The 5,831-nt window shown below is 50.3% G+C and carries 6 protein-coding genes; all 6 read left to right on the top strand.

What is annotated here, in order from left to right:
- Window positions 1–368: 368 nt before the first annotated feature.
- The 6 genes from NXS07_RS18265 (at window position 369) to NXS07_RS18240 (ending at window position 5,796) form a co-directional block, all read left to right on the top strand.
- A complete protein-coding gene (locus tag NXS07_RS18265; protein ID WP_038194275.1) occupies window positions 369–761 on the top strand; it encodes a TIGR03757 family integrating conjugative element protein in 393 nt (130 codons plus the stop codon).
- Window positions 758–1,726 carry a TIGR03756 family integrating conjugative element protein gene (locus tag NXS07_RS18260; RefSeq protein WP_038194274.1) on the top strand — a complete coding sequence of 323 codons (969 nt, stop codon included), beginning with the start codon at window positions 758–760 and terminating at the stop codon, window positions 1,724–1,726. Before NXS07_RS18265 ends, NXS07_RS18260 begins: the two co-directional genes overlap by 4 nt.
- 14 nt (window positions 1,727–1,740) lie before the next feature.
- Window positions 1,741–3,177: an integrating conjugative element protein gene (locus NXS07_RS18255; protein WP_258087347.1), complete on the top strand. Its 1,437-nt coding sequence runs from the start codon at window positions 1,741–1,743 to the stop codon at window positions 3,175–3,177.
- A 5-nt stretch (window positions 3,178–3,182) separates the two neighbouring features.
- Window positions 3,183–3,521 carry a hypothetical protein gene (locus NXS07_RS18250; RefSeq protein WP_196244183.1) on the top strand — a complete coding sequence of 113 codons (339 nt, stop codon included), beginning with the start codon at window positions 3,183–3,185 and terminating at the stop codon, window positions 3,519–3,521.
- Complete coding sequence (locus NXS07_RS18245; RefSeq protein ID WP_038194270.1) at window positions 3,518–5,032, top strand: conjugal transfer protein TraG N-terminal domain-containing protein; 1,515 nt, start codon at window positions 3,518–3,520, stop codon at window positions 5,030–5,032. The genes NXS07_RS18250 and NXS07_RS18245 overlap by 4 nt, the downstream gene beginning before the upstream one ends.
- 629 nt (window positions 5,033–5,661) lie before the next feature.
- Window positions 5,662–5,796 carry a hypothetical protein gene (locus NXS07_RS18240; protein ID WP_258087346.1) on the top strand — a complete coding sequence of 45 codons (135 nt, stop codon included), beginning with the start codon at window positions 5,662–5,664 and terminating at the stop codon, window positions 5,794–5,796.
- Window positions 5,797–5,831: the final 35 nt, after the last annotated feature.

Here is a 5,831-nt window from a genome sequence, read left to right as displayed (position 1 = left end):
TGGATGGGATAATGGTTATATGCTGAAGGTTCTAACGGGAGGGTTTACGTCAGTATAATTTAGACCCGTTTGCCCTACCAGGCCCATTATTTATACGTGTTATTTTTGTTCATTATGATAGATTGATAACTGTTTTATCGGCATATTTTTCATTTGGTTCATAACAGATTTTGTCTGCCAGTCAATCCGGGCTGTTATTACATTGGCACCCGGGAATACCATGCAGAGAATATTGGTGTTATCGGCATTCAGGGAACCACTTAACCGACTGGTGCGTTTATTTTCATTTTCGGAAAATCAATTACGGGCTGACTTTTGCTGTGGCTTTCTTCACTCTTGTCTGATGATTTGCAACAGAGGCGGAGGGGATGAAAAAGCCGTATTTAGTGTTTTTGCTGGGATGGAGTGTGGCAGGGAGTGCGGGCACGGTGGTGTATACTGACCGTCAGCACCCGCCGATAAATCTGATGCCGAACAGTCACGTAGTCTGGCTGGATGCCGCTGTACAGCATCAGGAAAAACTCTTCGCTCAACTCTCTGTCGATCCTCAACAAGCCACAAAGCAGGCACTGGCAATATTCCAATCATTCCAATGGAGTCAGCAGGAACAGCAACTGATCAAGGCTTACCAGGCCGTGGTGCAGGCATGGCAATTAGGCGTGCAGAAGTATCCGGCAGTGGTCTTTGATGATAGGGATGTGGTGTATGGAATAGCGGACGTTGCAAAAGCCTGCGCACTCAGGAAACAACATCAGCCATGAGTATTCAACGTGTGACTTTTCCTGCGCTTATTACCCTGATAGCAGCATTTTCCCCGGTTACACAGGCTTCAATCAATACCGCTCAGATAGTGGCAAGCAGTGTGTCGCCCTCCTGCATTCAATGGCGGGTCAGCGGCATCTGTTACTGGCTGCTCTGTGGCTTGCATGGCTGTACCGTGAAAACATCGGTTAAGGTGACCCATTATCTTCCCGAAGTGGTGGTGTCTACCTATCAAACCCCCGGTGGTAATCCGTGGTCAGAAGTGGCGCAGGTCAGTCAACTCTCCGGCGGAGTGGAAAATACGGTGTCCGGGGCGTTATCCCATCTGAGTGCCGGTGGCGGTAATCACAATGTCCAGGTTGCCGGGCAACGGCGTACCAGTCTGCGCTTCAAATATGCCGATGCCATCGGGCATCCCGCAACTAACCTGATAGGCGGGCAAATTTCCGGCTATTCCTGCCGCAGTGCAGCTACACCCCTGATACCTTATTTTCTCAGCACACTGGATACCGTGGCGTGGCGCTCTGGTTTGCCGGAATTGTTCTACCCGGAAGCCCTGATTCCCGGTCAGCGGGAGCTGGGCAGCCAGATGGCAGGCAATGTGTGGGGCAATATTTATCCGCGTTCAGGCTTTGTCAATCAAACCGATGATGATAAGGCGGCGGCTGTGGTCGCGCAGCGGGTCGTGGATATTATTACCCGTGCCGGGCAACCCCATGTTTATCAGACTCTGAAAGGCACACGCACCGCCGGTTACTGGCCACCCGAACCGGTCACCGAAAATACCGGCACCCAAAATCACCAATGGCAGCGGTTATCACCGCAGTTAAGTCAGTCCTGCGCGGTGTTTCCGGATGGTGAACACACGGCCGCAAGTAATGGCAATCAGGCGTATGCCCTGTGGCAGTCTTACAGTTGCTGCCAGCGGCGTGGACAGCGTTTTCTCAGCAGCACGGATATCTGAAAAAGGGATAAATAATGACGAAAATAAACACGTTATGGCTGATAGTCGGTGGACTGACCATCGCCTCTGCACAGGCCAACGCCACGGGGTTGTTTCTGACATTACCGCAGGTGAACCGGAGCGCACTGGGTTATGGGGCAGAGGCCAGCGGGGCGGTGTCCGATACGCTGTTCTATAGCCTGGGGGGCGGTTCGGTGATTTCTGAACCCGCCAGTCGCAGTGGTTCAGCCACACTCGGCGGGCTGGAGCTGGGCTGGCGCTCGGATTTAATGTGCGGAAATTTTGACCTGAAAACCACCGTCAGCAATCAGTTGAATGGTATCACGGCCGGGTTTAAGAACCTGATGAGTGATGTGATTCAGGGCGCAACCGGTGCAGTAGCCAGTTTGCCGGCGATGGTCATTCAGCGGGCCAATCCGGGGCTGTATGACATGCTGACTAACGGCGTTTTGCAGGCCAATGTGGCGTTCGACAAAGCCCAGTTCAATTGCCGGGCGATGGCCAATAAAATGATGGACTTTGCGCAAAACACCAAATGGACTCAGTCAGCGGCTTTGCAGGAGTATAAAAATCTGGTTAACGGCGGAGATGGTGATGCGGTGCGCGTCAATAACGCCGGCAGCAAAATGACCGGTGCCAGTGGGCATCCGTGGATTGGCGGCCAACGGCAGGGGGGCAAGGGACAGAATGCCATTCGTCCGACCCGCGATTTAGCCAGCGCCGGGTTTAATATGATGAATCAGCTGCCGGTACTGAGCCAGTCGTCTGTCAGCACCCAAAATTGTGAGGGCAGTGCCTGCCGCAAATTCAGCAATGCACGTGAAGCGGCCGAAGCGGTGGTCAGCGTGCTGGGCGACCGGGCAATCCGTACCTGTGTCCACGCAGCAGAATGCGTCAGTGGTGGTGAAAAACACCAGCCGGGCACAACAGTTGCAGGTACGGGGTTTGCACCGATGCTGGAAGCACATACCAAAACCAATACAGAACAATTGGTGAAACTGGTCAGCGGCACGGAAAAACCAACGGCTGCAAATCTGGTGAAACTGAAAACCGGCAGCCTGGTTGTGACTCAGGGTGTCATTCAGGCGTTGCAGCGTGATCCGGATAAGGCCGCACTGACAGCGCGTTTGGCGGGCGAATTGGCGATGGCAGAAACCACAGAGACGGCGTTGCTGATGCGGCGGATGCTCATCACTGGCATGTCCGAACCCAATGTGGCGGCACAATCAGAAGCGCTGGCAGAAGGCGAACGGCGGATTGAGGCACTGGACCGGGAAATCAATGCGTTAAAAAATGAGATGCAGCTGAAACGCGAACTGGCTCACAATGCCATCCTGACTATTATCGAGCGGGACACCCAGTGCATCAGAATGCATCCGCAAAAACAGATCCCAGACAGCACCGATGCCCGGTTTTATCAGCTTGAAGTCCCAAATCGTGAGCGTAGGTAAGGTGAATGATGGCAGAGAAGCGTTCAGGATTAAGAAAAGGTGTCGTGTTATCACTGGTCATCGCTTTGGTGATGGTTATCACTGTAGCGACAGGTTGGGGCGGTCTTCATCAGGCAGAAAATATCACCCGGCTTCACCGCTGGATGACAGCAACCGGCAAATTTTGGTTAGTCTGGCGGCTATGCCTGTATGCAGTACTGGGTTGGAGCTGCCGGAAAATCTGGCAAAGGGTAAAACATCAGACGGAACACCACGCAACGCTGATAAGGATGATAGTGGTCAGCCTGCTGTTTATTCTGCTGTGTGAATATGCCCTGTCAGGCCATATTGAGGGAACAAGATGACCACCAACAGCTATCTGGAATATTTTCTGACCTTACTCGGCTGGGTCGTCAACAATGGCCTGTGGCAAATACTGATTGCAACTGGGTTGTTTACGCTGCCTTTAGTGATAAAGGTAATAGCCATTTGGTTGAAAGTGCGTGAAGATGGCGAAGAAGAGGGCAATGGTGGATTACAGTCGCTCGCCCGGATTGAAAACACCCTGTACTGCGCTTTTTTCGTCATGGTGGTGTGTTGTGTGCCGCTGGTCCATGTCAGCCTGACGACCCTTCAGTACGACCCGTCCCGCGCCAAAAGTTGTGGCACCTGGACACCGAAAGTACCGGATAGCAGTGGTTATGCGCCGGTGATATCCAGCCTGAACAACCAAACGGCCGCTGCGCCCCTCTGGTGGGCGGTGGTACACCGGTTGTCCAAGGGGGTAACGCAGGCAGCAGTGGCCTCTATTCCCTGTCGGCCGGATTTACGGCAACTGCGTTTTGAAGTACAGCATACCCGTATCAGCAACCCGGCACTGGCGGCGGAGTTGCAGGATTTCACCCACGATTGTTATGCGTTGGCACTTTATCAGTGGAAACAACGCGATCAGGGGAAAACCACCGATCCGGCTACCCTGAGTGATATTGACTGGCTGGGCAGCCGCACGTTTTTAGCCAGTGATTACAATACCCTGCAATCGCGCACGCCCAGAGCCGACTTTCCGTGGCAGGAGAGCCGGGACAATGGGAGGCCTTATACCGGGCAGGGCGGATATCCGACCTGCAAAGCCTGGTGGTCAGCCACCAAAACCGGACTGAAAGACCGGGTACTGGCACAAGCCGATCCGGGCTTGTGGCTGCGCCTGTCTGCAACCTTGAAAATACTGGGCAAAAATACGCAGGAATATCAGGAAGCGGTGATCCGCCGTCTGGTCAGTCCGGTGAATCTGACGGTTTCTCAGGACGGTTATGTCTATGCCGGGTATGGCGGCAATACCGATCCCAGCTTGTTAGATGGATCTAATCGGATTGGTGCTTCGGCAGGGGCTTTATTGGGCGGATTACTCGGCATGCCCATGTTCGATGCGGTACGCCAGGCTCTGCCGATGATGCAGGCGGTGATCCTGATGGCGCTGTATATCTTAATCCCGTTGATCCTGCTGTTTGCAGCGTATGAGCTTAAAACCGTGCTGACCCTGACGTTCGTCATCTTTGCGTTGAATTTCCTGACGTTCTGGTGGGAAACTGCCCGCTGGTTGGACAGCTATTTACTGGAAGCCCTGTACGGCTCAGAAACCCACAGCCTGTTTAATCTGGCCGGCATTCAGAATACCTCAGACGATTTAATTATGGGGCTGGTGATGGGTACGCTGTTTATTGTGCTGCCGATGGTCTGGCTGGGTGCACTGGCCTGGGCCGGTGTGCGGATGGGGGATATGGCCGGCATGATGAGTCAGGGCGTGGGGCAGGTCAGGCAATCTGCGGGCATGTTCGGGCAGATGGTGATGCAGAAGGTGTTGTCCAAAGGAAAATAGTCAAATGAGGTGCTTAAAACTTAAGGGATAGAACGTTATCCCCTAAATTTAGTTTGAATGTGATATTTTCCTTTTTTTAATCTATTGATAATTGTTTCGATAATTAAAATAAGTCATATTGTCGCGTTAATGTTTTAATTTATACTCTGCTGAATTCAGGTCTTATATTCACATAACTAACACAGCACTTATGACCTGTATCACAAAAAAGTAAATTATGTAATGCCATTTCAGTCAATATGCCTTATATATAAAGCGCTATACTTTCATGTTTATATCGATACCCTTTTTAGGGTAATAGACGATATTTAATTATTATAGAAGCCTCAAGGGTCGTAACCGTTGAGGCTTCGCTACTTATTACCATGGCAATAAATAGTGCGTAAAAACAGTTAGTCAAATTTTTCATCTGATTAGATGTCTTATTTACATAAACCTATAAAATTGTAGGTCATGTCCATATTTTGCGGAATATGTGTTTTCATCATTTTTTTTAATGTATCACAATGAGAAAAGGCGATTTTACTGATTTAACTTAAATGTTAAGGTTAGTTTTTTCGTTATTGAATTAATAATGAAAATAGTTAAATTAGAACCTATTTAATGTGCTGCGAAATGGATTAAAAGAAGTGATGAACGATACCAATGAAAAGGGTAAGAACAGGAAAAATAAAAAACACTCTACCTATTTTATTCCTTACCAAACGACGTATGATTTACGTTTAAGTAATCAAGAAAAATTAATTGCAAATTTAGCACCATAACCTTCCAATAGAGTATTTAGCTCATACTCCACGGT

Origin of the sequence: Xenorhabdus bovienii (genome assembly GCF_024721015.1) — a bacterium.
GTDB lineage: Bacteria > Pseudomonadota > Gammaproteobacteria > Enterobacterales > Enterobacteriaceae > Xenorhabdus > Xenorhabdus bovienii.
The sequence above is the reverse complement of the archived record's forward strand: the minus strand, read 5'-3'. Positions and strand labels throughout refer to the sequence as shown.

Excerpts from the sequence above, each read along its gene's own strand:
- NXS07_RS18265 (WP_038194275.1), top strand. The coding sequence starts at position 369 with ATGAAAAAGCCGTATTTAGTGTTTTTGCTGGGATGGAGTGTGGCAGGG.
- NXS07_RS18260 (WP_038194274.1), top strand. The coding sequence starts at position 758 with ATGAGTATTCAACGTGTGACTTTTCCTGCGCTTATTACCCTGATAGCA.
- NXS07_RS18255 (WP_258087347.1), top strand. The coding sequence starts at position 1,741 with ATGACGAAAATAAACACGTTATGGCTGATAGTCGGTGGACTGACCATC.
- NXS07_RS18250 (WP_196244183.1), top strand. The coding sequence starts at position 3,183 with ATGATGGCAGAGAAGCGTTCAGGATTAAGAAAAGGTGTCGTGTTATCA.
- NXS07_RS18245 (WP_038194270.1), top strand. The coding sequence starts at position 3,518 with ATGACCACCAACAGCTATCTGGAATATTTTCTGACCTTACTCGGCTGG.